This window comes from Sphingobacterium siyangense, from assembly GCF_023277505.1.
In the GTDB taxonomy this organism is placed as follows: domain Bacteria; phylum Bacteroidota; class Bacteroidia; order Sphingobacteriales; family Sphingobacteriaceae; genus Sphingobacterium; species Sphingobacterium siyangense.
Genome location: NZ_CP080574.1, coordinates 1035474 through 1061678 on the forward strand (window position 1 = coordinate 1035474; position 26205 = coordinate 1061678).

Sequence of the window (26205 nt, forward strand, 5' to 3'; positions counted from 1 at the left end):
GGATGTTGAAAAATCTAAAAAATAGAACAATTATATTAGGGTCTCAATCTCCACGGAGAAAACAGCTGTTAACAGGGCTTGGGCTGACATTTGAAGTCGACGTTCGGGAAACGGCAGAATACGTGGATCCGAATTTATCCGCTGCAGAGGTCGTTCGCCAAATCGCTATTTGTAAAGCGGAGGCATTTGGGGATAAAGACGATTGTTTGGTTATCTGTGCCGATACTATTGTCGTATCGGATAAGGGCGAAATATTAGGTAAACCCAAAGATGAACAGGAAGCCAGAGCAACACTAACAAACTTGTCTGGTAAGAAACATTTGGTGTTGACTGCCGTAGCGATCTCATGGGAGGGTAAGATTAGCACTTTCGTCGAAACGACAACTGTTTATTTTTACGAATTAGATGCGGATGAAATCGATCATTATGTTACTAAATTTTCACCATTAGATAAAGCGGGTTCTTATGGAATACAGGAATGGATCGGCTTAATCGCCGTAAAAAAAATAGAGGGAGAATATAATAATGTGGTCGGATTGCCAACGGCAAAGCTTTATCAAGAATTGAAAAAGTTAATGTAAAAAAAGCGGCAAAAGCCGCTTTTTTATTATTCATTGATTTTTTAGCTGAGCTATTATTTGATGAAATAACGAACCCCAGTGTAGAACATGCGTCCTGTTAATGGTCCCCAAAGCATTGAAGTGTCAAAATAGTTTCCAAAGGGTTGATCCGCTGCAAGTATTGGCATATTTTGGAAATAATTAGACAGATTTTCTCCGCCCACATATACAGTGAAGTTTTTCTCTTTCCCAAAAGTTTTGCTAATCTGCGCATTCATGGTCGCATAAGCTTTTGATGCTGTAGGCATTTGATATTCAACGGGGTTCTCTGCTGTTGACGGAATGCGTTTTTGTCCAACAACATTCAACGTATAGTCTACACTCCAGCCAGAATGGTGATTATAAGCTAGGTTTACAAAACCACGGTGTTTGGCCAATAGCGGTTTGGTCTTTCTGCCACTTTGAAAATCAGTTTGGACATCAAGTAAGCGATAGGCCAATCTCGTTTCAAAATGTGGTGCTGGCATAAAGCGAAATTCTGTTTGCAAGCTATTGGAGAAAGACTTCCCATTCAAATTGTAAAAATTGATCTCTCGGGGATTTTCGTAATCGACCACGACCTGATTAGAGAAGCTGTTGTGGAAAAATTCAACGGATGCCGAAGCCTCACGTCCAAAGATCCGCATACTTTGGTCTATCGCTATTCCGCTATTCCAGGAGACTTCAGGTTGTAGGCCATAAGCTTTATCGTATATATTAGGCGATTGAATAACCAATTTTCTACTACTTGCCAAGACGGCCGTATTTTCTGCAAATATATTTGCTGTACGTTGACCTCTTCCTGAGCTAGCTCGAACCGTTGTTCCCGAAATCGGTGCATAACGTAAATGGATGCGTGGTGTTGTAAACCAACCGTACAGGGAATTATAGTCTTGGCGGAGACCGATAATGGCATCAAATTTTTCTGATGGACTATAGGTATATTCTGCAAATGCTCCCGAAACCACTTCTTTCCTTTTGAAGTTTTGATCTTTTAAATACCACTCATTGTAATTGTCATAATTAATCGAGGCACCAACGCGATACTTGTGAGCGACAGTGCCGATAATATCTTGAAATAAGAGGTTAGCATATCCATTTTGTTGGTCTGAATTGTAGTTATTGAGCCCAAAATAGCTTTTTTGATTGTAATTCGACCCTGCAAGCTGGAGACCTATGCTGCGGTGCTTATTTTCGGGGAACACATAACCAATTTTAGCGAAACCTTCTACACGTTCAATATCAAACCCTAAACCATAGCGATTCGTTGTACCCTTATCTGTCTTTTCGTTAAAATCAATCTGCCCGCCTGTACGGTCGTCATTGAGATATTTTACCCCAAATTGTACCATAAGTCCTTTCCCATTTTCATAAAACCAACGGTTGACCCCAGAGAATAGATTGCCAACGGGTATATCTCTAAATCCGTTGTGACTAAAGTTCATGGATTTATTGTACATGAAATTGTCGTGCAATAGAACTGCAGTGGACCAATGCTGACCAATTTTTTGTGAAAGATTTAAGTTGACATCTGTGCGTCCCATGTTGTTCGCATAGGCATTAAAAAACAATCTTTCTGAATTTTGGGGTTTTTTCAATTCGACGTTGATCTGTCCGGCCATGTTTTCGAAACCGTTGGCTACGGAACCGATACCTTTCGCGATTTGAATTGATTCAATCCATGTTCCTGCAATAGAATTTAAACCTAAAGGAGAAGCGAGCCCACGAGGTCCGGGTAAATTTTCAACGGTTAATTGGGTATAAATACCACTAAGACCTAGCATTTGAATCTGTTTGCTGCCTGTTACAGCATCAGCACTGACGACATCGACGGAGGCATTGGTTTCAAAGCTCTCGCTTAAGTCACAGCACGCCGCTTTGAATAACTCCTTTCCTGTAAGAACTTCCAGTCGTGCAGGTGTCATACGGTCGATGTAATTTGAGCGTCGTGTTCCTTTTACCTCGACTTCCATCAACACATTTCCTTTTGCTGTAATCATGATGACTTCATGAAGATCTTTGATGGTGATGGTGTCAGGTTTCATCCCAACATAACTTACAACCAATTTGTTGAATCCTTCTTTATGGTCCAATTTAAAAACACCATTTTCGTTTGTCCTTGTGTTTTTGGTTGGAAGGTTGGCCCAGTGTAAATTGGCACCAATAATGGGTTTAAGATCCCCCTTTTCATTTTCTTCAACGACAACACCGGTAACTGTATGTGGATGGTCATGGTTATCGGTTGTTACAGTTTTCTTTTCGGGTATTTTGCCATTTTCCAATCGCGGATACATACAACATTCATGGAGTTTAGCGTAGGATTCATCAGTGGCAACCAAGTTGTCTACATCATGACCAACTTGAGCAATATTTTTCTTGATTGTCTCCAGTTGAACTTTTTGGGGGTTATATTTGATTTGCAATAAGTTGTCTCCTGCATTCCAAACGGCCGTTTCTACGCCATGCATTTTTGCGGCAGTTTCAATACGTTTTTTACACATGGCACAGTTCCCAGCCACTGTAAGAGTCCTCGTACTGTCGGTCTGTGCCTGTACAAATGCCAGAAAAAATAAGGATAGAATGGTTGTCGTATATATTTTTTTGAAAATTTGATTCATCATTTTAATTAAGAGTATTCGCTTCAACTAGCATTTAATTTTTACCTTCATGATACCACGCAACCACATTCAAGGGGTACGGATTTATTTTTTCAGTTCTACTATTTTTGCTGAATGATTTAAAATCCACTGTTTTTTGTTCCGTGACAAGCTACGGAAAGATCAATGTTGGGAATGACAGTCTGCCGTTCTCACGAAATATAAAAACTATACTGGACTTCGGTCAATTCAAGAAAATGAACTGCGTTCGGTGAAAAGAGGTGATATTAAATTCTAAAATTTTGATTGAGAATAAAAACAGGTGGGTTCTGTCTATTATCGCTCGCAAAATCGGTATACTTTAATTTAGAAAAATCGTCCTCCTCCCCAGAGAAATGATAATAATTAAGTATCCAATGAAGCGTAACTATTGCGGGAGAAAAAGTGTTAAAATCAAGATTTTGTGTTACTCGGCTGAAGTGATCGACCTTTTGTGCTTCGATCTTAACATCTTTACAGCTTCCTGTTTCATGACAGTGGTTCTGCTGTTTTTTTGCAGACTTGGCACAAAGAGGGCAGGCCATAGTATGGCTTTCCGATAACGATACACTTTTTGTTTCCCCTTGGCAAAAATGAAGATGCAGTGAGGCACCACTTGCTGCGAGCAAATAGAAAAATAAGCCGATAAATAGTGCAATTTTCTTCATCGAAGCAAAAATAAAGAAAATATGTAATTTTTTTTTGTAATATTTTGGATAAATGTTATAACTTGTAGTAACAAATGAAAAACCAAAAATTACCAGAGTTATGTATTTATTATTTATCAATCCGGTCAGCTCGTATTTGTTAGCTATCTTTTTGATTGTTGGGGCAATTCTATTGTACAAGGGATTCTATCATCTGGTTCGTCGTATACAGGAATAGTACAGTGTGTTCGATCTTTTTTCGGAACACTTTATCGGATAACAGCGTATGTAATTTAATTCCTGAAATTTACCTATTCCAGGAAGATGTTATAAGAATGGGAACATTTTTTAAATGCTCCCTTTCGTTTTGTTTATCGGCTTAATAGAGGATCACTTTTTCCCGCATTTCCAATCTCTACACGACCCGCATATTGTTCCTCAAAGTTTAGAAAACCGGCGCAGGTGAGGCGGAAATCATACCAAAAGTTTTGCTTAGCCAAATCAAAATGTATCCTAATGGATTGCCCACCTTTAAGTTGCAGACTCCTTTTTTCTTTTCCATAGCTGATATCCTCGAAAACAAGTTGCTGGGTTGTTTTCCCCTTGTTTGTACATGAAAAAGACAAACGCCCAGTAAACGCGGATTCATTTTTACTTTTTTCATAGGTACAGCGGACCTTTAACTCTGGGTTGTTTGTGTCACCTTTAAACGCTCGATAAAATCCATTTGGGCCATAGATTTCGAGGTGGTACATTTTTTTATCGAAGGCGTCTAGCGACCATTGGTCCGTTACACGATCTCCAGGAGAAACAGCATAATTTCTTGAGGTTCCAACTTCTCCTTTGTAGCTAGCAGCATGGTAGACGGTAAAAGGTGAGCCCGCAGCATGTTTGCCAAAAATTTTATTTGAAGCTTCAAATGTGACCAAGTAATCCCCTTTGGATTGGTATTCGCCATGCACATAAAGTTCATAGGGAAGGATACATGAATCCCGGAGCCCTTTTTCTTGTTTTGGGAAGTAGGGAGAACTGCTGGGGTCTTGCTCTATTTGTTTGATCTCCATTGCGCTGAGCGCTTTGAAGCCCATGGGAAGGCCTTTGAACTTGGCTTGGTGAATCTCTTGGATAAAAGGTTCCCGTTCTAGTACAATCGGTTTGTTAATGTTTTCGCCATGATAGGGCCTAAATGCCGAAGTTAAATCTCCACATACTGTACGCCGCCAACTGCTGATGTTGGTTTCTTTTATATCTTTCTTGATTTTGTGGTTAATAAACTTCTCTAGGAATTGTAAACTGGAGGTATGGTCAAACACTTGCGAATTGACCCAACCACCTCTGGTCCATGGAGAAGCAATGATCATCGGTACACGATAGCCAAGACCGATATTGCTTTCTCTTCCGCTTTCAGGATAATATTGCTCATCGCGGCGTACATATTCTAACCCAGGGTTGATTCCCGCTGATACTTTTCCGCTTTCTGTATCATCCGGATTTGGAGCTGTAAAGGGGGCAAAGTGGTCAAAATACCCGTCGTTCTCGTCATATGTAAGTATAAAGATTGTTTTTTTCCAAACTTCTGGATTTTGGGTAAGAATGTCCATGATTTCGCTAACATACCATGCGCCAAACCAAGGAGAATCAGGATGGTCAGAAAAAAGCTGCGGTGGAGCCAGCCATGATACGGTTGGAAGTTTACCTTCCTCGACATCTTTTCGGAATTGATACAGAACATCCCCTTTAGGGATCTGTAACTCGCGCTGTTGTCCCCCTTCTTGATAATGCATTGTTTCCAATTCCATATAATCGGGCTGTGCACTGTTGTTAACAAAAGCACGGCGATGAATATCTTTTGTCCGCTCATCGAACTTTTCAAAGTTCTCGGCAGTATATAGCTGTAATTCTTCTAGCGTATGTTTGAGATTTTTCTTTAAATTTTCAAGCGCTTCGCCAGCTGTTGTTTCGCTAATTTTGCGTTCGAGATCTTCTTGTTTTAATGTCAGGAGCTGACGATAGCGCGGATGATATTTGACTTGATATTGGGGGAAGTATTCCATCGGATTACAACCAAAATTGGCGAGCCAGCTATTTGCTTCGCCACTATAACCAGCGCTGCTCGAAGAAATTTCATTTTGATAGATTTTCCAGTCTACGCCTAATTCCGAAAGGCGTTCGGGGAAAGTTGTCCATGTTGCTTTCCCGCTAAACTCGGAGTCTCCATTCCAAACCAAGGCTTTTCCTGTAAGATTTTCCCGGATATTGGCTGTCCAGAAATAAAGCCTATTCGGATTCGTGCCGGTGATGCTCGAACAAAAGTGTTGGTCGCAGATTGTGAAAGAGTCCGCGAGAGAATAGTAAAATGGAATATCTTCGCGACTATAATGTCCCATAGTCAACGGTAGATTCGAAAATTCTTTAAATCCGGAATGTTTTACATCCAACCATTTGTTCATCTTGCCTTTATTGCGAGCATCTGTTTGGTCGGTCCAGTTGTGCGGGAGACAACCCATCCAGGTGACTTTTGAATCTTTGATATCCAATCGGAAAGGAGCAAATGTTTCGCCGGATTTTTGCGTCTGAAACCAAACTTTATTCCGATTGGGTTGACGGATAGCTCTAGGATCATTGAAGCCTCTTACACCACGCAGTGTTCCAAAGGCATGATCAAATGAACGGTTTTCCTGCATTAATAAAACAACGTGCTCGGCATCATAAAATGTGCTGCCCAATGCTGGATTTATAGCCATCGCTTTCGCAATAGCGGATGGAATAACATGGGAGATAGAAGCTCCCCCAGCAAGCATAGCCGCTTTCTTTAAAAAATCTCTTCGCGTATCCATGGTTATAACAGTATTGATTTGATTGGCTGCCTATTGCTTGGTTGATCAAGGCAACAAAGTTATTCTCTTCGAAAAATCACATTTTCGAAAACTGCCTTAAAAATAAGAGTTCGATCCAAGAAAAAAGACTTTAGACCGAACTCTTATTAAAAAATTAACGCTTTGCTAATTTCTAGCCTACATATTAAGCTTTGATAGACGCAATAAATGCTGGAATCTGTGTAAGATAATCCGGTTCTTTTAGCCGTTTGACAAATGCTGTACCTATAATGGCACCGGCCGTATGCTTACTTGCTTTTTGAAAGGTAGGTTTATCGGAGATACCGAAACCAACGATCAATGGGTTTTTTAATTGAAGATCATGTATCCGCTTGAAGTAAGCAGCTGTATCGTCTCCAACATCAAGTGTTTTACCTGTCGTTGCATTGGAAGAAAGTAAATAAATAAAGCTCCTGGAAAGGCTGTCTATTTTTCTGATTCGTTCTTCAGAAGTCTGCGGTGTTACAATGAATATATTTGCAATCCCATTTTTCTCGAACGTCTCTTTGTAAAGTTCTTCGTATTCATCCATGGGTAGGTCAGGTATAATGACACCGTTTACACCTGCATTTTTACATTCTTCACAGAATCTTTCAACACCAAATTGGAGCACAGGATTAAAGTAGCCCATCAAAAATACGGGAATGCTAACATGTTTACGGAGGTCAATCAATTGATCGAACAACTTTTTTACGGTCATGCCGTTTGCCAAAGAGACTTCTGAACTGTGCTGAATGACAGGCCCGTCTGCCACTGGGTCGGAATAAGGAAAACCGATTTCCAAAAAGTCCGCGCCAGCTTCTTCCAATTTCTTGGCAATACTTATTGTGCTGTCCAATGTTGGATATCCAGCTGTAAAATATATCGATAAAAGGGGAGTACCTTCTTTTTTTTCAATTGTATTCATGCCTTAAAAATCAAAGTATTTCATATAATTATCTAGATCCTTGTCACCACGTCCAGAAAGACAGACAACGACAGTCTCATCACCTTTAAAAGGTATTTTTTCCAAATAAGCCAGGGCATGAGAACTCTCAATAGCCGGTATGATACCTTCTAGTCGGGTAAGCTCAAGACCTGCCTGCATCGCTTCGTCGTCAGTCACACTTACATAGTTACCTCTGCCGGATTTGAATAACCAAGCGTGTTGAGGGCCAATACCGGGGTAATCGAGTCCTGCCGATATGGAGTAAGGTTCTATGACCTGGCCATCCGCTGTTTGCATCAGTATAGATCGGCTTCCATGTAAAACGCCCTCTTTTCCTAGTGCTGTTGTCGCAGCGGATTCGCCTGAATCAACACCATGGCCAGCTGCCTCTACGGCATACAATTGAACCGATTCTTCATCGAGGTAATGATAGAACATACCTGCCGCATTGGAGCCTCCACCGACACAAGCCAATACGATATCTGGATTTTCTCTTCCTGTTTTTGCTAATAGTTGTTTTTTCGTTTCTTCAGAAATAATAGACTGAAAGCGAGCAACCATATCGGGATAAGGGTGTGGTCCCACAACAGACCCAATGATATAATGGGTGTCGACAGGATTGTTGATCCAATCGCGCAAAGCTTCATTGGTCGCATCCTTTAGCGTTTTGGAGCCCGATGTTGCGGGAATAACTTCGGCCCCCATCATTTTCATCCGTGCTACATTTGGAGCTTGACGTTGAATATCAACTTCTCCCATGTACACTGCACATTGTATACCTTTCAGCGCACAAACGGTAGCTGTGGCAACGCCATGCTGTCCTGCGCCTGTCTCGGCAATGATGCGCTTTTTACCCAAGCGTTCCGCTAATAGAATTTGGCCAATAGTATTGTTGATTTTATGCGCTCCGGTATGGTTAAGGTCCTCCCGTTTTAAGTAAATCGTAGTTCCATATTTTTCAGAAAGACGCTTGGCATGATATAATGGAGAAGGACGTCCGACATAATCGCTGAGCAGTTGGTTAAATTCCTCCTGAAAGCTCTCTTCTTCGATAATTTTGAGATATTCTTCACGTAGCTCTTTCACATTGGGATAGAGCATCTCAGGGATATAGGCTCCTCCAAAGGGACCATAATATCCTTTTTCATTGACTTGATATATACTCATTTTTTAATAGTATTTATACTGTGGCTTAATAGCTCAATATCTTTTAAGCCGGGTTCTACTTCAAATTTTGAATTTAAATCCAGTGCATATAGCCGTGGATCATTTCTTTCTAGCGCTGTTTTGATATTTTCGGGATCTAAACCGCCGCTGAGAAAATAGGGGGTAGTAAGTTTGTATTGGTCCAATAGGGACCAGTCAAATTGTACTCCTGTACCACCATAGGAACTACTTTTTGTATCAAATAAAAAGTAGTCTACAATTTTAGCGTAAGGATCCAGCTGTATCCAGTCAAAGTTTTTATCTACTCCGAAGGCTTTCACGATGCTAACTGCTGATTTTTCTTTCAATTCAAGACAGTATTCCGCAGATTCATTTCCATGCAGTTGAATTGCATTTAGTTGGAATTCAGTTATTTTATCTAGAATTTCTGAAAGGCTGGCATTGACGAAAACTCCGACCTTACTTAGGCTGTCAAGGTCCTTAATGTATGAGGAGGAGCTTTGACCAACATAACGTTTGGATTGATCATAAAATATGAATCCCATATAATCGATGCCCAAGGAGGCTACAGCGGTTATATTGTCGGGATATTTCATGCCACAAACTTTTACTTTGATCGCCATTTTATTTTTTGATTAGTTTTTGGAAACTGCGCAAAGCTTTACCTCCCATCAATGAACTTTCAGCTTCATAAAAACAGTCACCAAAAGATTTTTTGGGATTAAAGGTCTTAATCGCAAATGCGGCATTCGTCAAAACAACATTGTTCTGCACATCTGTACCCTGATTGTTCAATATAGATAAGAATGTCTGGGCGGCATCTGCTATCGTTTCACCTCCCGTCAACTCCTGAGCTGAGACTGGGGTAAAACCAAGTTCTTCCATGTTGTAGTAATTCTCTCCTTGGTTGTTGATTACCTTAAAATCACCGGTCATGGATATCTCATCATAACCGTCCAAAGCATGAATAATGGAATATTGTTTGTTGGTATTTTGGTATAGATAACCATACAGTCGTGCTAATTCCAAACTAAATACACCAACAGACTGAAATCTAGGATTGGAAGGATTTGTCAATGGACCCAGCATGTTAAAGAAAGTCTTAACACCCAATGCACGACGTATCGGGGCAACGGTTTTCATGGCAGGGTGAAACAATGGCGCATGTAGGAAACAGATATTGGCTTCATCAAGTTGGCGTTGTAGCTCAGCCTTGTCGTTGCTGAACTGATAGCCTAAATATTCCATGACATTGGATGAACCACAGCTCGAAGATACCCCGATATTACCGTGTTTTGCGACATGGTAACCAGCCCCAGCAGTGATAAAAGATGCTATTGTCGAGATATTGAAGGTATTTTTACCATCCCCACCTGTACCGCAAAGGTCAATTAAATCATAACCGTTAAAATCCAGCTTGAGGCATAAATCATACATCGCATCTCTAAACCCTCCAAGCTCTTCAACGCGAATACTGCGCATACCATAAGCCGTCATAAATGCCGCAATTTGGTGACTGTCATACTTGCCCATGGCAATGTTGGTTAGGATCTCGTAGGCTTCTTGCCGAGAAAATGTCTTGTATTCAAATAAATGCGCTAAAATTTCTTTCATGGTAATTTAAATAAAAAAAGGGCTTACCTTATTTAGGCAAGCCCATCATATCTTGACGTATTAATCAAATAATGCAATAGGAGTTTGCCACAACGTTATTCGTTGTGCCACCACCAAGCTTTATTTGATACAGTTGTTATCATTGTTATTTTTATTAATACAAATATGGTTGATAGAATTATAAAATGCAAGTGTTTTTATTGAAAAATTTTTAAGAAAGCATCTTTGGCTTAATATTGCTCACAAATATACTTTAAAATAAAACCTGATAAGCGTGCATTTGTGTAAGACTAAGCGTGATATTTAAGGATTCTAACAGCAGGCGTCTGATAAAATAGGGGCAATGAAAACTAATAGAATACAAAATGAGCTTTATTGTTCCCTTTGGAAACTAATGTAAAAGAGGCAATTTTGCTATCACGGATGACTGCTGCAAATACAAAACGCTTGAGGTATTTGACAAAGTAGACTTGTTGCGGGTCAATACCTTCGAGATCGATATCACTTGTTTCTTTTCTTCCTGCTTGAGCAAAGCTAAGATATTCCAGTTGGTTGATATCCTTGCTCTGTACATTTATCCTGATTTCATCGATGCTTGCCAATAGGTATTCCTGTAGATCTTCGTCCAGTTTTTTTGATGTTATTAGATCTTGGCTTAAAATAATATCAGTCGCTAAATTAGGATCATTCAAGCGCTGGACAAACTTTTTTAAAACAACAACCTGTTCATTGGAAGTTTGTTGTTCCTGAGCAAATAGGCTTTGGCTGACAATACAGCCAATAAACATGAACAACAATAGCTTTAATTTTATCTTCATACTTGTAAGACTTGTCTTCATCAAAATAGATTAAAACTATGGAATAAAAACCTTCGGGAGGTTATGGATATCGTACTGAGTTGTCTCCGAAGAGAGGGCGATGTCTTTAATAAAAAACGCCTTTTGAATAAAGGCGTTTTTTATTTTTTAGTATTCATCTTCATTGAAGAAGAAATCGTCTTTTGTTGGATAGTCGGGCCAAATTTCTTCGATATTTTCATATGGCTCACCATCGTCCTCAAGAGATTGTAAGTTTTCAATCACCTCAACAGGTGCACCCGAACGAATAGCGTAATCGATTAATTCATCTTTTGTTGCTGGCCATGGTGCATCTTCTAGATGCGAAGCTAATTCTAATGTCCAATACATATAAAAACAATTTAAGTTCTCTATTTTCGCAAAACTATGATTTAATTTAACTTAAGCAAGTAAATCACGTGTTATTTTTGCTGTATTAATATAAGTTGTTGATTTTTAGCGTTATAATATTTTTAGATATTCTCAAAGTCACTTCCCTTTTCGTTTAACGCATCAAGTCTTGGTGACACTGATTTGATTTCTGGGTTTGGATAATCATTTTCGATCAAGCCATCTCGCATGCGTACAATACGGTGTGCATGTAATGCGATATCCTCTTCATGTGTGACTAGAATAATGGTATTACCCTTGGAGTGAATTTCCTCCAGTAGGCCCATAATTTCAATGGACGTTTTGGTGTCAAGGTTTCCTGTTGGCTCATCGGCAAGTATAATGGAAGGATCGTTGATCAATGCTCTTGCAACAGCAACACGTTGTCGTTGTCCACCCGATAGTTCATTAGGTCTATGATCCATACGATGCCCTAAGCCGACACTTTCCAATGCTGCAGTAGCTTTTTCCTCACGTCTAACTTTATTATAGCCCGCGTAAATTAGGGGAAGCGCAACATTTTCAAGTGCTGTATTCTTTGGTAACAGGTTAAAAGTTTGAAAGACGAAACCAATTTCTTTGTTTCTTACTTCGGCGAGTTCATCGTCAGTCATGTCACTCACATTAATCCCATTGAGGATGTATTCTCCTCGGCTTGGCGTATCCAAGCAACCGAGAATGTTCATTAACGTGGATTTGCCTGATCCTGAAGGCCCCATTAAGGCAACAAATTCTCCTTTATGGATGTTGAGTGTAACGGAGCTTAAGGCATGAATTGTTTCCGCACCAATTTGGTATTCTCTAGCAATATCCTTGATTTCGATTAAGATCTTTCCTGACATATTTTTTGGAGGTTCTCTAGGTTATGAAAATACGATTTATTCTTCATAATCCAATAGGAATGCATTTTGTCGTATACAACTTTTTCTAGTTCTGATGCATTATCATCGTTAAAATCTTTAGTTTCTATCGGGTTGAATACATGGATTTTAACTATTCCCGGCCGAGATCCCCTTTTCGAGCCGTCATCGAAAAAGATATCCCAGGCATTTTCTATGATAATGGGTACTGTGGGAACGTCATTCTGAATAGCGATTCGAAAGGCTCCGGATTTAAATGCATGAATCTGTGGCGGAAAACTATCGTCGATTTTTCCTTCTGGAAAGATAACGACACTTCTGCCATTTCGGACGAGTTCATTGGCACGTTGGAAGGCCTTGAAAGAAGATACTTTACTTCTTCTTGTGACCGGGATATCTATTGTTTTGAAAAAAATACGTGTAACCGGATTTTTAAGCAATGAAGCTTTTCCGATAAAAGAAAAAGGAGCTGGGCACAAATAGGTGAGGGCTGTTATATCCAAGACCGAAGTATGATTGGGACACAATACCATGGAACGGTTCCAATCTATTTTTGATTCATAGCTCACCTTAAAAAATACACCAGCTAGGGCCGAACCACCAACTGATACCCAGCGTCGCATACGGGCGATTCTAGCATAGTTTTTTTCGGGACGTCGTGCTAAAAAATAGATATAAGGGAAAAACAGAAGAAAAACAAGTAGAACGCTGATAAAATACCAATACCGATGGAGTTTTTTGAGCAATAGGATCATACAAGTCAACTAATTTTGACCTAAAGTAAAGAAAGAAAATGGATAATTAATTATCCATTTTCTTTTTTAGTCTACTGTGAAACCATATTTCTTGTAAATATTCTTGGCCGTTGGTGAGTCCATGAATTTTAAAAAGTCATCTGCAGCCTGCGTATGGGGGGCGTTTTTAAGCTTTGCAGCAACGTAAGTTGCCGTTGTATTTTGCGCATCAGGAATGGTGATCCCTTCAACTGGATGGCCAATTAGTTTTTGGTAAACGACTTCAGAAGCCCAAACGGGAGCCGCATCTGCCTGTCCATACAATATACGCATGGGGCTCTCCCTATGGTGGATCTTGGTCAGATAAGTGCTGCCATCTTTGACCTTATCATCCATGATTTTCTTGACGAGTTGTTCGCCCCCGGCTTTTTTATAAGATGCTTTGATCTGCACCCCAATTCCTTCCCATTGGGGATTAGGCATGCTAATACGAACTTTGTCATTCCCCAGATCATTCAATGTTCTGATATTAGCGGGATTTCCTTTTGGAATCATCAAACAGATATTGTTGTAGCAATAAACCTGTGTATGGCTGAAGTAATCTGCCATCTCGTTGATCGCTCGTTTGCTCGCTGTGTAAATATCGGGCTTATGCGTAATACGTAGGTTGCCTATCGTGATTGATCCGCCTTTAATCTGTTTAGCTAAAATGCCCGGCGGCAGAGTTTCAACAAAAATACGTTCGTATTGTGGGTATTCTTTTTTGAATGATGCAAGTAGATCATCGACAACCATAAATTGATTGCCAGCGAAAAAAACGGTAAGCTGCGGATTCTCGATATCACCATATAAATCTGGAATATTGTCTATCCCGGGTACCGTAAAATTTAGAGCCGATTCTGGTGGATTATTCCAGGGGGGATCAAAACGATGTTCTTGTGCCTTAATTTCCTGGGCTCCCAATAATGCTATTGTTAGACCAAGCAGTAGAAAATTTTTCATTATACTTATGGTTTAACGATAACCCAACCTTCATTTGCTCTTAAGATTAATTCACCATTTCCGCTAGGAACATAGCCTATAAAATCAAATAGTTCTTCTTTGGCAATATGTTTCTCTTCCAACGTATTCAGGCACTGGGCTACGATAACGCCTTTCTCGACGAGGTCTTTCAAAGGTTTCTCATATTGGCTGTTCTTTTTTAGGTAAGCTTCGGTACCACCGGAAAATGCAACCAACTCAATCTGTAAGTGTCCTTTTAACCGTGGGTCTTTCAAAACATTGTTAATATTACGGATTGCTTTTTCAATTGTTTTTGGATCATTGCTGTCCAGCTGATAAATGGCTTTATACGCTTTTTTCTTAGCAACGGCACCGCTATATTGATGGTTATTGAGCAACAATTTATTGTCCTGTGCTTTCGCTTGAATAGTCATTATCGCTACTAAAATGCAAGCGATTGTAAATTGTTTTTTCATATTTATTATTGATTTAATGGGGTATTTATGTTTAAAAATTAAAAGGTCCGAGTTTATGTTGTTCTGTACTAACGTTATCGGCATAAGGTGGATAGGGGCTATCTTTGGGTTTTTTGCTTAGATTAGGATAGTCCAATTGCTTGTTTGTTTTTTGAGGTCTATCGAAAGAATTGATATATGCTGCGACATCATAGGCCTCGTCGTCTTTCAATTGAGGTGCATCATAAGTTGCGCCTAAAGGCATATTAGCTTTGATAAAACGAGCCGCGGTAAGCAATCGTGCCATTCCAGCACCATCATTGTAGCTGTCTTTTCCCCATAAGGGTGGATATTGATATCCTTTTCCCGCTGTTTGTGGTAGCCCCTGACCATCCTTTCCATGACAACTTGTACATTTATTCTCAAAGACCAATTGACCATGTTTCAAGTCCGCAGCACGGTTGGGAATATCCATTTTTATAAATCCTTGGCCTGCCAACCGACCTTTATTAACTGTATTTATGCTGATGTTTTTAATATAGGTGATAATGGCTCTCATTTCCTTGCTATTTTCAGGAATGGCTCGGCCGTTCATGCTTCTCTCAAAGCAACCGTTGATGCGCTCTTCAAGTGATTCAACCTTATTTTCTCGTCCAATATAGGTTGGAAAGACATTGGTGAGCCCGACATAAGGGGCGGCAAAAGCCTTTGTGCCTCCATTGAGATGGCAGCTGCTGCAGGCAAGCTTGTTCCCGATTTTGACCTCCCCATCATAGAAATAATCGTATGTATTTTTGATTAGCTTTTCACCATAACTGGCCATTTTACCTTCGGGATTATCTTTGAATGAGATTTCCTTAAATTGGGAAACGTGCGTAATAAGCGAGTCGTTGCGCATTTCAAGAGAATCTGTTTGCTTTTTGTTTTCCTCATGTTTTAGTGGAAATACACATAAGGTCGTACATGTAATAACCAATGCTACAATGATCCAGCTGAGTGCCTTTAAATAATCTGTTAGTTTTTTATATTCCATTACGCTAATTCATTTGTACAAATCTAGCCGCCTCAAATCTGGAATTAAAACGAAGTTTGTTTATGAGATATAACATTTGGTTATAACTTGAAGTTTTGCCGCAGACAGAATTGCAGAAACTGGTTGGGCGTACCGGCAAGGCCTCCATATAAATGGGTAAAATAGAAATAACGTTCTATTGTCAATTGTGGAATATCAACAATGGTCAATAGATTATTTAACACTTCTTTTTGCACTGTATGAATAGATAAAAAAGCAAAGCTATTGCGACGAGCAAGGTAGCCTTTGATACTCTCTGTTGAAGGCAAGATCATTTCTATCTGTACTTCGGATAGATTAATGCTTTTATCTTTTAGTGCATTCTCAATAATTGTTCGTGTACCTGAGCCCTGCTCGCGTAGTACCAAAGGTAAGCGCGTGATATCGGATAGTATTGGATTTTTTAATTGAGCTAATAGTGGGTTTTGGCTATTTGTGACCAGAACTAGCTCATCCTTCATAAAAGGAATGTATTTCAGCGCTCGGTTGTCGGTAGACCCCTCGGTGATACCTAAATCCAATGTTTTGTCGATAAGCTGCTCCTCAATACTGCGGCTATTGGATTGAAAAGACTGGATACGGTTGTTGGGATATTGGGATAGAAAATCGGCAAGCAGAGCAGGTAAAACATATTGGGAGATGGTTGTGCTGGCTCCTAAGACCAGATTTCCTTTTCGCCCTTCCTGCAACTCCTGTATTTCTTGGCCCGCCTGATTATACAGATTGATAATCTGTTGGGCATATTTATAGAGAATTTGACCTGAATCGGTTAAATTAAGATTGTTGCCCTTTCTTTCGAAGAGTGGTACGCCAAGTTTCTTCTCTAGTTCTTGGATGTTTTTGCTTACGGCTGGTTGTGAGATGAAAAGGGCCGAAGCCGTTTTGGTGAAATTAAGGTGCTGAGCCGCAGTGTAAAATACAATTAAACGAAAATCAAAATCCATAAAACGATAAAGGGTTATTTCTAAAATTTAAAAATAACCCTTTATCTAATGAAAAACTAAATTATTTGCTTAGTTCCGCGTAATATTTATGAAATAAAGGAATTGTTGATATTCCCATAAGGTAATTCTCAATACCATACTTTTCATTGGGAGAGTGTAGGTTGTCACTATCTAGTCCGAAGCCTAGGAGTACAGTCTTTAAACCCAATACTTCTTCAAAAAGAGCGACGATTGGGATCGAACCACCACCACGCGTTGGGATAGGTTTAACACCAAAGGTGTCATGCAGGGCTTTTTCTGCCGCTTTGTAAGCAACACTGTCGGTCGGTGTGACGACAGGTTCACCACCATGATGAGGTTTAACTTCTACTTTCACATAATCTGGTGCAATAGATTCAAAATGTTTTTTGAAAAGCTCCGTAATACGGTGAGAGTTTTGGTTTGGTACAAGACGCATTGAAATTTTTGCATTCGCTTTTGAAGGCAATACCGTTTTGGCGCCTTCACCGATATAACCACCCCAAATACCATTTACTTCTAAGGTTGGGCGAATACCGGTGCGTTCTAATGTTGTGAAACCTTTTTCTCCCCAGATATTTTGGATACCCAGGTCAGTTTTGTATGCTTCAATGTCAAAAGGTGCTTCATTTAATGCTTTACGTTCTTCAGCCGTCAATTCGACAACATCATCATAAAATCCAGGGATAGCGATATGATTATTTTCGTCATGTAATGATGCAATCAGTTTTGCTAATATCGTCGCCGGATTGGCTACTGCTCCACCATATACGCCGGAGTGTAAATCTCTATTAGGCCCCGTAACTTCAACTTCAACATAAGAAAGTCCACGTAAGCCAGTTTCTAACGATGGTTGAGCCATGCTGATCATCGATGTATCGGAAATAACAATAACATCAGCTTTCAGTCTTTCTGTATTTTCTTTAACAAATGTGCCCAAATTGACTGAGCCCACTTCCTCTTCACCCTCAATCATAAATTTGATGTTGCATGCTAATGCATCATTTTTAATCATGTATTCGAAGGCTTTTACATGCATATAAAACTGACCTTTATCATCGGCAGAACCACGTGCATAGATTTTGCCATCACGAACCGTCGGTTCGAAAGGAGGGGTATCCCACAACTCGTATGGATCAGCAGGTTGTACGTCGTAATGACCATATGTCAACACTGTAGGAAGTGCCGGATCGATAATTTTTTCTCCATAAACGATTGGATTACCAGCGGTAGGACAAACTTCTACATTGTCGGCTCCGGCTTCACGCAATTTCTGAGCAACAAATTCAGCAGTTTTTTCAACATCTCCTTTAAATTTAGGATCGGCACTTACTGATGGTAAACGCAATAAATCAAACAACTCATCCAAAAAACGTTGCTTGTTTGCTTCTACATATTCTTTAATGTTTTGCATATTGTTTGTGTTTGAAACAAATTTACACAAATCGAGACATTTAACTCAATTTGTTGTAACCTTTTCGGGGATGGTTGCGACTAATGTAAAAACTAATTCAAATAATTATGGAAAAGCAATCAGTAGGAGCCATTTTAGGAATCGGACTATTTACATGTATCACCTTGTGTGTTTATTTTATTATGCGGTATCGGAGCGTGGCTGTACAGATTCCGGGTGAAAATAAGAAAAGAGAGTCACTAGATTGGCAAAAGCCCGGGATTTTGGTACTTGGTATAGGAATAGGATTATTCATTGTGGGAATTTTGGACAACTACATGAATACTGATTTGCCAGATTCACTTGCCGTCGCAATTTTGATTATTTCTGCGGGTGTTGCAATGATAATTGCTAACCGATTGGATAAAAAACGCGATATTTAACCCGCCAATGGATGAAATCTATATTCGAAAAGTTCTATCAGGCGATGTGGAATCCTATCGTTATTTTATAAAAACGTATAAAGATATGGCATTTTCTGTCGCTCTTTCTATTGTAAAGGAAGAGCATTTGGCAGAAGATGCCGTTCAGGATGCATTTATAAAATGCTATCAATCGCTGTCTTCCTTTAAAGGGAAATCGAAATTTAGTACCTGGTTTTACCGAATTGTTGTGCATGTTGCTTTTAATGCCATTCGTCATAAGAAACTGGAGTTGGTCAATTTTGATCTATCCCACCATGACATGTCGCATGAAGATTCCGTATTGGATGAAATAATTGAACACGAAAGAAAAGAAATGATCAACGATGCACTCACTATTCTGCCCGCTCGCGAGTCTGTTGCATTACGGTTGTTCTATCTCGAAGAACAGTCGATGGATGAAATTAAAGAGATTATGGGCTGGACATTAGCGAATACCAAAGTGATCTTGCACCGGGCCCGTAAAAATATGCAGATCATTTTAAGTCAGTTAATTAAAAAAGCGGAGTATTATGGATAAGGAACAGGAAAAATTCAAGAAAGTTATGCAAATGAGTAAAATAGAAATGCCATTTGATGATTTTGAACAACGTATCATGAACGGTATTGCTGCGCTCGAGAAAGATAAAGAGAAAGCCCTGTCAAATAAAAAGTATGCGATTACATTTTTTCTTCTTGGGACTGTTTGTGGCATGATGTTCAATAATTATCTGATGGCCAAAATTCAAGTTGCAGACATTGCCCCGGATCTTAAAAATTATAGCACGATTGGTGGCCAGTTATCTTTTGCTGTTTTGATATGCTTTTTCTGTCTTCAGTTGTGGCGTTTGATCAATATGCAAAAGAAGAGGCATTATCAGGTATAGTGAAGATCTTTTGTATGAATACATCGGATCTGAGCTGCTGTAAAAAGGACCTCTTATTTTGCTCGAATGGGGAACTATGAACCAAAATCCAATTTTTAAGAAATAAAATTAAATTTACTGTAACAAAACATTGGTTTTATCTACTAATGTTATATTGATATTAATTTACTATCCAACAATTTTATGAAAAGAGTTTTACAAATTCTCTTATTTTTCATTTTTGCTATTCCTGGTTTGGCTTTGGGCCAATCCAAGATTGCTGGAAAAATAAGTGATGTAAAGGACCAACTAAAGTTATCAGATGCAACAGTTATGCTGTTGACCGCTAAAGATTCCATATTAACAGGCTTTACGAGATCTGACGAAAATGGTCTGTTTTCCTTAGCCAAGCCTGATACAGGAGCTTACGTGCTGATTGTGAGTTATCCCAAGTATGGCGATTTTTATACGGAGATTCAATCTGGTGTGGATTACTCCAAATTGGCTATTGGTCTAACAAATACAGCCACATTATTACAAGAAGTCATCGTTACTGGACGCATCCCAATCACAATTAAAGGTGATACCACAGAATATGATGCCGGCAGTTTTAAAGTTGAGAAGAATGCCAAGGTTGAAGACCTGTTGAAAGCTTTGCCTGGCATCACGGTTGATGCATCTGGAAAGATTACTGCACAAGGTAAAACAGTCAAAAAAGTATTGGTAGACGGTGAGGAATTTTTCGGTGATGATCCGACACTGGTGACACGAAATATCCGATCGGATATGGTGGATAAAGTTCAGGTATACGAGAAAAAATCCGAGCAGGCAGAGCGAACAGGAGTGGATGACGGTCAGCGTGAGCAAACGATCAATGTAAAGCTAAAAGAAGGCTCTAAAAATGGCATGTTCGGAAAAGCGCTTCTTGGCGGTGGAACCGACGACTACTATATGGGGCAATTGATGTTGAACAAGTTTAAGGGATCGCAGAAAATATCAGTTTATGGGCTTTTCGGTAATAATGGTACCACGAGCATGAACTGGCAGGATGCACAAAAGTATGGTGGTGATTCAGGTGTTTCCTATGGTGATGACGGATCGATGAGCTGGTCTAATTTTACGGATCCTTTTTCTGGACAAGGAGTTATTGGTGTACCTAAGGCCATAAATTCGGGCGTTAACTTCTCGGATAAATTTGATAAGGATAAACATACAGTCAACATTAACTATAAATACGGAAGATTGAGCAGCGATGGAAATGATGAAACGATTACAACTGGTTTGATCAATAACAAATCAGTGAAGAATGTAGATTCTGAAAATGACCAGCATCGTGCCAATCTGAAATATGACCTGAAATTAGATTCGTTAAATCTCTTAACCATACGAGGCGGGGCATCAAGAAAGAATCTCTGGTCAGATAACAAGCGTGAAGCTTATCAGTTTGGCCAAAATGCAGATACAACTATTGCTGAGAATACGCGAGAATTGGTGAAAAATAATATCAACGAGTTCAATTTTAGCACTTATTTTACGCACAAATTCAAGAAAAAAGGACGTTCTTTTACATTCGATGGTCAATGGAAAAGAAATGAGATGAAAGGTACTGGACATTTAAATTCCGACCTGAGAAATTATAGCTTAAAAACAGACTCAACTACAGATCAAAGTAAGGTGCGTAACAATACCAGTGACGTGTTAAGCGCTTCAATTTCCTATACCGAACCTTTATCCAAAATTTGGAACCTTGTTGTGGGAACAGGAATTGAGCAAAGTAATAGTAGTTCCATCGTGGAGTCTTTCAATAGTGATGGAGCCGGAAATTATACGCAATTGGATCGGCGTTTCAGTAATAACTATGATTTTGATAGAAGCAGCAATAGGTACAAATTGGCTGTTGTTCATACAACTGAAAAATTTAAGTTCACTGTGGCTAATAATTTCAATAATGACAAATTGAAACAGTTCAATAACTATACAAGCGAGGGGATTACAAGAAGTTACTTTACGTATAATCCAAATGTAAGTGCAGGTTATTCCTTTACAAAAACTAAGGGGTTATGGATGAACTATACCGGTAAAAATCAATTGCCTTCTTTAAGCCAGATCCAACCGATCTTGGATAACTCAGACCAGATTAATCGCTATTTGGGAAATGAAAACTTAAAACCATCATTTAGAAACTCATTAAATCTGAATTATAATTCGTTCCGTGTGTTGACCGGAAACTATGTTTATGTCGGTGGTAATATTTCTACCGAAAAGAACCCGATTACGCAGAATATTGATACCCTAAAAGGGATTAATACATATACTTGGAATAATGTTGATGGTAAGACAAATACTTCCCTGAACGTATGGTCTGGAGTTTATTTCAAGCTGAGCAAAAAACTTGGCCTGTCCAACTCGCCACAGTTTTATGTGAATATGAGTGATAATTATAATATGTTCAATCACCAATTGAATAAAGTAAATACGACGAACTTTAATTTTACGTATAATTTCAAGAGAGATACCAAGACAGGTTTAAATTTTGACCTGAACTTTAGTCCGCAATATCGTTTGATGAAATCAAGTTTGGAGCGCAATACCAACAGTAATGGTTTTGTTTTCGCTTCCAACGGAAGTGTGGAGTATTTTTTCAACAAAACATTTAAGGTTTATACCAATTATACCTACTCCTACGAGGCGGCCACCAAAGCTTTTGATGAGAAGTTTGAGCAGTTTTTGTTGCATCCGGGTGTAAGCAAGAAATTCCTGAAAAATGAATCGTTGGTGTTGGATTTTATGATCAACGATGTTCTTAACCAGAACAAAGGCTTTAGTCGATCGGCATCGACTTCTGTCTTTACCCAACGCCGATATGATACGATACGCAGATATTATATGCTTAAACTATCATGGGATTTTACAAAAATGTTTTTATAAAATATTAAGCGAAATACAATGTTAAAATATATCTTTTTTATCTTCTTCTGTTGTTCAGCCTTAGGTCTTAAAGCACAGTATACGTTGTTTGGTCGATCGGGAACTATTTCCTACGATAAGACGATGTATATGAAGAATATCGTAAGTAAAAAATTCATCGCTAAGGCCGATGATAACTCAAAACAGTTTTTTGAGCGTATAATACCGAGATTACCAGAAAGTGCCGTGTTAAAGAAGTCAATGAAATTCAATACCACGGAGACTTTGTTCGAGTCGGTAAAAGACGAGAGCCTGGATGCAGAGATTAAGCAGTATATTATGATGCTTGCGCTAGACTTTGATGCAGCAACACTTTCAAATATGTCCAACCGATCCTTTTTGAGATACAACGATATCGTAGGTGAAAAAATCATCGTTCAGGATTCCATGAAGCGTATCAAATGGAAAATCACAGATGAATACCGTGAGATCGCTGGCTACAATTGCAGAAGAGCCAATGGTATTACACCGGATTCCATTTATGTCATTGGATACTACTGCAATGAAATTCCTATCAGTGGCGGTCCAGAGTCCATCAATGGTCTTCCGGGAATGATTTTAGGCTTGGTCGTACCTAGTCAGCACGTTTCCTATTTTGCAACAAAAGTTGAACTCAGCAACACAGTTGTGATGGACAAAAAGAAATTTGAGAATACAAAGGTCAAGCGAATGACAAGAAAGGCCATGACAGATCAAATTACAAGTGTGCTGTCTCAACACATGAACAAAGAAACTGTTCAATTTATTATGGAACTTGGCAATTTATAAAGATCACAGCATGCTGTTTAAATAATATGTTGTGTATTTCTAACTGTTTAGATAAAAAAGCTCTTCTTTTGAAGAGCTTTTTTTATGATTTTTAATTTGTATTATGTTGTTAATCAATGGTTTGTTTTATTTTTTTAATATCTTTTTATTACTTGTATTTTTTTTGAGATAAACTAAAATTAACTGAAACAAAATATTAGTTTTGTGCACGAATTTTATTATTTATATAATTATATACTATCCAAAACTATATTATGAAAAGAGTGGGGCAACTACTTTTACTTATTTTATTCTGTTTCTGCGGAATAGTTCATGCTCAATCCCGTATTGAAGGAAAAATCACTGATGTAAAAGATCAGCTTAAGCTGCATAATGCAACAATTATGTTGTTAACAGCTAAAGATTCCATTTTGACCAATTTTGCCCGTTCGGATGAAAATGGTAAGTTCTCTCTTGAGCGGCCTGATACTGGACAATATTTTATCATTGTAACCTATCCGAAGTATGGTGAATATTACGCGGAGATCTTGCCAGGGCAGCATTACAATAACATGTCTATTGGAATGACCAGCAGCGCAACCTTGCTGGAGGAAGTCATTGTTATGGGACGGGTGCCCATTAGTATCAAGGGCGATACAACGGAATATGATGCAGGAAGTTTTAAAGTGGAAAAAAACGCCAAAGTTGAAGATTTGTTGAAAGTCTTACCTGGGATTACCGTCGATGCCTCTGGAAAAATTACTGCCCAAGGAAAAACAGTGAAGAAAATGCTTGTTGACGGGGAGGAGTTCTTTGGTGACGATCCTATTTTAGTAAGCCGGAATATTCGTTCTGATATGGTTGATAAAATTCAGGTCTATGAAAAGAAGTCTGATAAGGCTGAGAAAACAGGGATTGATGATGGTGAACGTACACAGACAATCAACGTGAAGTTAAAAGAGGAAGCTAGACGCGGAATATTCGGCAAAGTGGATGTTGGTGGAGGTAGTGATAAATTCTACGCTGGACAGGGCTTTTTGAACTATTTTAATCAATCGTTTAAAGCTTCGGCTTATTTGATTGCAAGTAATACCGGCAAGAGCGGACTCAGTTATGAGGAGGTATCAAGCATGGGGGGTGATTACGATAGAGGCGATAATTTTAATGGTGAAGGTATTCCTAAGTCCTTGAATACGGGATTTCTATATTCAGATAAAACCGCTAACAAAAAGCATGCTTGGCGAATCGACTATAAGCATATCCGATCCGATGTTGATCTGGATCGCAGCGTGTTTACGCGCAATGCGGCACGCGACACGATATTGACTAGCAATAGCAGCACATTGGCTTCAAATGAGAACAGAAAGCATAATATTGGTTTGAAATATGAATTTAAGGTCGATTCCATGTCGGATTTAACGGTTTGGGCAGGTGCAAACAAAAGACATGATCATAGTTCTTCAGAGACACAATCAACTACTGTAAATCAATTTGATCAAAAGATCAACGATAACATGCGAAAGTTTAAGAACGATTCTAGGTCAGAACAGTATAATGCCTCAGCACTCTATGTAAGACGTTTTAAAAAGAAAGGCCGTTCGTTATCATTCAACTATTTTACATCGGGCAATAAACAGGATGGCGAGCAAGATTTGTTTTCTAAACTTAGATTTTACAAAGAAGGGAATGCTGAAAGAGATTCGACTCTCGACCAGAAGAAATTTGTGAAAAATAGCTCTTTTTCCACGGGGGGTGAATTTGCTTATTCCGAACCGATTTCAAAAAAGATTATCCTTTCTTTCGAATATGGATTGAATCTCAACAGAAATAACAACGCAGTTAGGTCTTTCGAGAAAAATCAGAATACCGGTACTTTTGATAGACTAGATAGTTTGTATAGCAATGATTTCTTATATAAAACGATAAAAAACACCTATAATTTCGCAATTAATTACAAGCCCCTGGAAAAGCTGGTGGTCAATGTCTCGAATAAGTTCGAGAACAGTAATCTGTCGCAATTAAACCGCATGGAGAATTCGAGACTCTCACGATCATTTTTTGTGTATAATCCGCTGGTTGATGTTAATTATGAAATACAGAAAAATAAATCGATCAATTTGGAATATCAGGGTACCAATGGTTTGCCCTCTTTAAATCAGATCCAGCCACTCCGGTCGAATTTGGACCCTTTGAATGAATATCTAGGTAACGAAAATTTGAAACCATCCTACACCAATAATCTGAATCTAAGCTTTAGAACGTATTCCGTATTGGAAGATAAGTTTATAGGTATATTTTTAAGTGCATCACGTACAAACAATGCTTTGGTGCAAAATACAACGATTGATTCACTGGGTAAGACTACATTTGTTTGGGGAAATTTGAATCATAATAGCAACAATCAAATTAGTATCAGGCCAATGTATTACGGCAAATTATGGAAAAAAATTCAATTGAGACATGGAGGCGGTCCATCGGTATCTTTCAGCAACAATTATAACTATGTCAATACTGTTTTGGCGAATGCCAAAGTGCAGCGTTATGGATTCAATTATAGTCTACAGCGATCGACAACGAAAGGCTTGGACTTTGGTATTGAATTGTCTCCAGGCTATCTTATACAAGACAATTCCATTGGTGCAATGGAAGATAGTAAGGGATTTACGTTTTCATCTGAAGGAAACCTAAAGTACTTTCTTCCGGCTAAATTTATTGTGCGGGCAGATTTTAGCTATAATTATCAGGCTCCTACGGCGGTGTACAGTAAAAAATTTGAACGATTTGTGCTGAGCCCTGCATTATCGAAAAAATTCCGAAAAGATGAAAAGTTGGAATTGACCTTTATGGTTAATGACCTCCTCAAACAGAATGTGGGTTTTGACAGAAGTCAAAACGGGACACTACTGACCGAACGCCGATACAACACAATCAGCAGATATTATATGGTTAAGCTCACTTGGGAAATAAATAAAATGCTCGTAAAATCGAAATAA

At 38.9% G+C, this 26205-nt stretch carries 23 protein-coding genes; 7 read left to right on the forward strand and 16 right to left on the reverse strand.

Annotated elements, in window-relative coordinates:
* Positions 1–2 precede the first annotated feature (2 nt).
* Complete coding sequence (locus tag K2F45_RS04245; RefSeq protein ID WP_075991094.1) at positions 3–581, forward strand: Maf family protein; 579 nt, start codon at positions 3–5, stop codon at positions 579–581.
* Between the two features lie 53 nt (positions 582–634).
* On the opposite strand, the gene K2F45_RS04250 is transcribed toward K2F45_RS04245, so the two are convergent.
* The 16 genes from K2F45_RS04250 to K2F45_RS04325 form a co-directional block, all read right to left on the reverse strand.
* Complete coding sequence (locus tag K2F45_RS04250; protein ID WP_083663486.1) at positions 635–3220, reverse strand: TonB-dependent receptor domain-containing protein; 2586 nt, start codon at positions 3218–3220, stop codon at positions 635–637.
* Between the two features lie 263 nt (positions 3221–3483).
* Positions 3484–3903, reverse strand: a complete 420-nt coding sequence (locus K2F45_RS04255) for an HYC_CC_PP family protein (RefSeq protein ID WP_145327817.1) — start codon at positions 3901–3903, stop codon at positions 3484–3486.
* Positions 3904–4253: 350 nt separating this feature from the next.
* A complete protein-coding gene (locus tag K2F45_RS04260) occupies positions 4254–6719 on the reverse strand; it encodes a phosphocholine-specific phospholipase C (RefSeq protein WP_075991096.1) in 2466 nt (821 codons plus the stop codon).
* A gap of 184 nt (positions 6720–6903) precedes the next feature.
* Positions 6904–7665, reverse strand: coding sequence for a tryptophan synthase subunit alpha (gene trpA, locus K2F45_RS04265; protein WP_075991097.1), 762 nt, complete (start codon positions 7663–7665; stop codon positions 6904–6906).
* Positions 7666–7668: 3 nt separating this feature from the next.
* Positions 7669–8853 (reverse strand): tryptophan synthase subunit beta, encoded by a 1185-nt coding sequence (gene trpB, locus K2F45_RS04270; RefSeq protein WP_075991098.1) that lies wholly within the window; start codon positions 8851–8853, stop codon positions 7669–7671.
* Positions 8850–9476, reverse strand: coding sequence for a phosphoribosylanthranilate isomerase (locus tag K2F45_RS04275; protein WP_075991099.1), 627 nt, complete (start codon positions 9474–9476; stop codon positions 8850–8852). The genes trpB and K2F45_RS04275 overlap by 4 nt, the downstream gene beginning before the upstream one ends.
* Before the next feature lies 1 nt (position 9477).
* On the reverse strand, positions 9478–10467 hold the full coding sequence (trpD, locus tag K2F45_RS04280) for an anthranilate phosphoribosyltransferase (RefSeq protein ID WP_075991100.1): 990 nt from the start codon (positions 10465–10467) through the stop codon (positions 9478–9480).
* Positions 10468–10817: 350 nt separating this feature from the next.
* The gene (locus K2F45_RS04285; RefSeq protein WP_083663487.1) at positions 10818–11285 is read right to left on the reverse strand and encodes a hypothetical protein; all 468 of its coding nucleotides are present in this window, start codon (positions 11283–11285) and stop codon (positions 10818–10820) included.
* Between the two features lie 147 nt (positions 11286–11432).
* Positions 11433–11654 carry a DUF2795 domain-containing protein gene (locus K2F45_RS04290; RefSeq protein ID WP_028072584.1) on the reverse strand — a complete coding sequence of 74 codons (222 nt, stop codon included), beginning with the start codon at positions 11652–11654 and terminating at the stop codon, positions 11433–11435.
* A 122-nt stretch (positions 11655–11776) separates the two neighbouring features.
* Complete coding sequence (locus K2F45_RS04295) at positions 11777–12535, reverse strand: ABC transporter ATP-binding protein (RefSeq protein WP_075991101.1); 759 nt, start codon at positions 12533–12535, stop codon at positions 11777–11779.
* Positions 12517–13308 (reverse strand): lysophospholipid acyltransferase family protein, encoded by a 792-nt coding sequence (locus tag K2F45_RS04300; protein WP_075991102.1) that lies wholly within the window; start codon positions 13306–13308, stop codon positions 12517–12519. The genes K2F45_RS04295 and K2F45_RS04300 overlap by 19 nt, the downstream gene beginning before the upstream one ends.
* Positions 13309–13374: 66 nt before the next feature.
* On the reverse strand, positions 13375–14289 hold the full coding sequence (locus tag K2F45_RS04305; RefSeq protein ID WP_075991103.1) for a substrate-binding domain-containing protein: 915 nt from the start codon (positions 14287–14289) through the stop codon (positions 13375–13377).
* Between the two features lie 5 nt (positions 14290–14294).
* Positions 14295–14765: a DsrE family protein gene (locus K2F45_RS04310; protein ID WP_075991104.1), complete on the reverse strand. Its 471-nt coding sequence runs from the start codon at positions 14763–14765 to the stop codon at positions 14295–14297.
* 31 nt (positions 14766–14796) lie between these two features.
* A complete protein-coding gene (locus K2F45_RS04315; protein ID WP_075991105.1) occupies positions 14797–15777 on the reverse strand; it encodes a c-type cytochrome in 981 nt (326 codons plus the stop codon).
* An 80-nt stretch (positions 15778–15857) separates the two neighbouring features.
* The gene (locus K2F45_RS04320) at positions 15858–16760 is read right to left on the reverse strand and encodes a LysR family transcriptional regulator (protein WP_075991106.1); all 903 of its coding nucleotides are present in this window, start codon (positions 16758–16760) and stop codon (positions 15858–15860) included.
* A 61-nt stretch (positions 16761–16821) separates the two neighbouring features.
* Complete coding sequence (locus K2F45_RS04325) at positions 16822–18192, reverse strand: dipeptidase (RefSeq protein WP_075991107.1); 1371 nt, start codon at positions 18190–18192, stop codon at positions 16822–16824.
* A gap of 107 nt (positions 18193–18299) precedes the next feature.
* Between K2F45_RS04325 and K2F45_RS04330 the strand changes: the two genes are divergently transcribed.
* The 6 genes from K2F45_RS04330 (at position 18300) to K2F45_RS04355 (ending at position 26205) form a co-directional block, all read left to right on the forward strand.
* Positions 18300–18614: a hypothetical protein gene (locus K2F45_RS04330; RefSeq protein ID WP_145327816.1), complete on the forward strand. Its 315-nt coding sequence runs from the start codon at positions 18300–18302 to the stop codon at positions 18612–18614.
* A gap of 7 nt (positions 18615–18621) precedes the next feature.
* Positions 18622–19173 (forward strand): RNA polymerase sigma factor, encoded by a 552-nt coding sequence (locus tag K2F45_RS04335; RefSeq protein WP_075991109.1) that lies wholly within the window; start codon positions 18622–18624, stop codon positions 19171–19173.
* Positions 19166–19519 (forward strand): hypothetical protein, encoded by a 354-nt coding sequence (locus K2F45_RS04340; RefSeq protein WP_075991110.1) that lies wholly within the window; start codon positions 19166–19168, stop codon positions 19517–19519. The genes K2F45_RS04335 and K2F45_RS04340 overlap by 8 nt, the downstream gene beginning before the upstream one ends.
* A gap of 183 nt (positions 19520–19702) precedes the next feature.
* The gene (locus K2F45_RS04345) at positions 19703–22426 is read left to right on the forward strand and encodes an outer membrane beta-barrel protein (protein WP_075991111.1); all 2724 of its coding nucleotides are present in this window, start codon (positions 19703–19705) and stop codon (positions 22424–22426) included.
* An 18-nt stretch (positions 22427–22444) separates the two neighbouring features.
* A complete protein-coding gene (locus K2F45_RS04350) occupies positions 22445–23233 on the forward strand; it encodes a GLPGLI family protein (RefSeq protein WP_075991112.1) in 789 nt (262 codons plus the stop codon).
* Positions 23234–23487: 254 nt separating this feature from the next.
* Positions 23488–26205: an outer membrane beta-barrel protein gene (locus tag K2F45_RS04355; RefSeq protein WP_248933029.1), complete on the forward strand. Its 2718-nt coding sequence runs from the start codon at positions 23488–23490 to the stop codon at positions 26203–26205.

Bases quoted from the DNA above. Each gene is read 5' to 3' on its own strand.
- K2F45_RS04245 (WP_075991094.1), top strand. From the start codon at position 3: ATGTTGAAAAATCTAAAAAATAGAACAATTATATTAGGGTCTCAATCT.
- K2F45_RS04250 (WP_083663486.1), bottom strand. From the start codon at position 3,220: ATGATGAATCAAATTTTCAAAAAAATATATACGACAACCATTCTATCC.
- K2F45_RS04255 (WP_145327817.1), bottom strand. From the start codon at position 3,903: ATGAAGAAAATTGCACTATTTATCGGCTTATTTTTCTATTTGCTCGCA.
- K2F45_RS04260 (WP_075991096.1), bottom strand. From the start codon at position 6,719: ATGGATACGCGAAGAGATTTTTTAAAGAAAGCGGCTATGCTTGCTGGG.
- trpA (WP_075991097.1), bottom strand. From the start codon at position 7,665: ATGAATACAATTGAAAAAAAAGAAGGTACTCCCCTTTTATCGATATAT.
- trpB (WP_075991098.1), bottom strand. From the start codon at position 8,853: ATGAGTATATATCAAGTCAATGAAAAAGGATATTATGGTCCCTTTGGA.
- K2F45_RS04275 (WP_075991099.1), bottom strand. From the start codon at position 9,476: ATGGCGATCAAAGTAAAAGTTTGTGGCATGAAATATCCCGACAATATA.
- trpD (WP_075991100.1), bottom strand. From the start codon at position 10,467: ATGAAAGAAATTTTAGCGCATTTATTTGAATACAAGACATTTTCTCGG.
- K2F45_RS04285 (WP_083663487.1), bottom strand. From the start codon at position 11,285: ATGAAGATAAAATTAAAGCTATTGTTGTTCATGTTTATTGGCTGTATT.
- K2F45_RS04290 (WP_028072584.1), bottom strand. From the start codon at position 11,654: ATGTATTGGACATTAGAATTAGCTTCGCATCTAGAAGATGCACCATGG.
- K2F45_RS04295 (WP_075991101.1), bottom strand. From the start codon at position 12,535: ATGTCAGGAAAGATCTTAATCGAAATCAAGGATATTGCTAGAGAATAC.
- K2F45_RS04300 (WP_075991102.1), bottom strand. From the start codon at position 13,308: ATGATCCTATTGCTCAAAAAACTCCATCGGTATTGGTATTTTATCAGC.
- K2F45_RS04305 (WP_075991103.1), bottom strand. From the start codon at position 14,289: ATGAAAAATTTTCTACTGCTTGGTCTAACAATAGCATTATTGGGAGCC.
- K2F45_RS04310 (WP_075991104.1), bottom strand. From the start codon at position 14,765: ATGAAAAAACAATTTACAATCGCTTGCATTTTAGTAGCGATAATGACT.
- K2F45_RS04315 (WP_075991105.1), bottom strand. From the start codon at position 15,777: ATGGAATATAAAAAACTAACAGATTATTTAAAGGCACTCAGCTGGATC.
- K2F45_RS04320 (WP_075991106.1), bottom strand. From the start codon at position 16,760: ATGGATTTTGATTTTCGTTTAATTGTATTTTACACTGCGGCTCAGCAC.
- K2F45_RS04325 (WP_075991107.1), bottom strand. From the start codon at position 18,192: ATGCAAAACATTAAAGAATATGTAGAAGCAAACAAGCAACGTTTTTTG.
- K2F45_RS04330 (WP_145327816.1), top strand. From the start codon at position 18,300: ATGGAAAAGCAATCAGTAGGAGCCATTTTAGGAATCGGACTATTTACA.
- K2F45_RS04335 (WP_075991109.1), top strand. From the start codon at position 18,622: ATGGATGAAATCTATATTCGAAAAGTTCTATCAGGCGATGTGGAATCC.
- K2F45_RS04340 (WP_075991110.1), top strand. From the start codon at position 19,166: ATGGATAAGGAACAGGAAAAATTCAAGAAAGTTATGCAAATGAGTAAA.
- K2F45_RS04345 (WP_075991111.1), top strand. From the start codon at position 19,703: ATGAAAAGAGTTTTACAAATTCTCTTATTTTTCATTTTTGCTATTCCT.
- K2F45_RS04350 (WP_075991112.1), top strand. From the start codon at position 22,445: ATGTTAAAATATATCTTTTTTATCTTCTTCTGTTGTTCAGCCTTAGGT.
- K2F45_RS04355 (WP_248933029.1), top strand. From the start codon at position 23,488: ATGAAAAGAGTGGGGCAACTACTTTTACTTATTTTATTCTGTTTCTGC.